Origin of the sequence: Pseudoflavonifractor phocaeensis, from assembly GCF_016901735.1 — a bacterium.
GTDB lineage: Bacteria > Bacillota > Clostridia > Oscillospirales > Oscillospiraceae > Pseudoflavonifractor_A.
Genome location: NZ_JACLZC010000143.1, coordinates 1 through 1320, shown reverse-complemented (window position 1 = coordinate 1320; position 1320 = coordinate 1). Strand labels below are relative to the sequence as shown.

The following is a 1320-nucleotide window of genomic DNA, read 5'->3' as shown; positions in this document are numbered from 1 at the left end:
CGCCGCCCTTGCTCTGGCTGTGGCGATACCACTTGTTGCCCCGGACGGTCAAGCTGTCGTGCCGTTTCCATCGGTATTCATTCCCGGCGCGGGTAAGCTGCTCGCCCTGTGATTGCAGGAAAGAAACAAGGTCGGCTTGGTTCGCCCGGTCTATCTGTTCTTGGGTGTAATACAAAAAGCTCAACTCCTTTCATCGTTCTAAGTCGTGCCGCTTGGCGCGGGTCTGCTCCGGCTGGTCGGCTTTCAGCGCAATGTCAACACACTTGCGGATATTGTGCAGCTCGGCAACCTCGGCGCGGGTTTCTTTCAGCTTGGTATATTCCGCTGTTCTCTGCCCGCTGAGAGTGGCGTACTCTTTTTCCCATTCAGAGATAGGCAAGGTCTTTGTCCCTTTCGGCAGATTTGCATGGAGATAGCGGCTCGCTGCGTTCCATAGCGTAAGCTCGGCGCGGTGGGCTTCCTCGTACTTGTCGCGCTTGCTCGTCCAGCCATTTTTCAGCTTTTTCAGCTCGTCGTGAATGGGCTTGTACTCGGTGTAGTTCTTCCCGTATTCAATCAGCTTTTGCAATTCTTTCATGCGCTTCTCGGCGGTTTTCATGCCCTCCCGGATAGCGTCGGCTTGGTCGCTGACAGAGGAAAGGGCAGCGTCCAGCTCGTCAAGGGTGGAAATGCCATGCTCGGAAAGATAGTTGACCGCCTTTGCAACGGTTTTCAGTTCGTCGGCGGTGTGCTGCCTTTGCCAACTCTGCGAATACTTCCGGCTCTTTTCTCTCTGAACGCTTAAATACTTCATCAGCAGATTTGCAAGGCCGGGGGATTGCGGGGGCTGCTCCGGGGCGGTTTCCCGCGCCTTGAACAGTTCGCCAATCCATTCTTTGAGCTTTCCAATCTGCGCCCGGATTTCCCGGATAAGGCGGTTTGCTTTTTGGATATTCCGGTTCAGCTCGCCTTTCTCGGTGGCTATGCCTTTCTTCTCCATTTGACAGGCCGCCACGCCCATGTGGACGGTGGGCAGCTCGTCAATGCCGCGCTCGGCGTTGCTGCGGTGGTCGATGCGCTCCGGGCTTCCGGCGCGTTCAAGGTAGGCGTTTGAAATATCCGCCCATGCCTTGCGCCATAAAAGCGCGTTGCCCTTGTCGTTCCAGCCGGTCAGGTCAACTTTGCGGGCCTTGTATTTGCCGCTTGGCAAGCGAATACGCTCGCCGTTTTCATCAAGGTCATATTCCTTTTTGGACTTCGCCGCCCATGCGCCGCGCTCGTCAAGGGGGCGCATGGTAAGCATGATGTGACAATGGGGATTGCCCTTGCCGGTGTCGTGAA

At 56.2% G+C, this 1320-nt stretch carries 1 protein-coding gene; it reads right to left on the bottom strand.

Going from position 1 to position 1320, the window contains the following annotated elements; genetic code table 11:
- Window positions 1-190: 190 nt before the first annotated feature.
- Window positions 191-1320, bottom strand: a 1130-nt coding sequence (locus H7U37_RS14880) for a MobA/MobL family protein (protein WP_204876926.1), incomplete at its 5' end; no start/stop codon positions are given.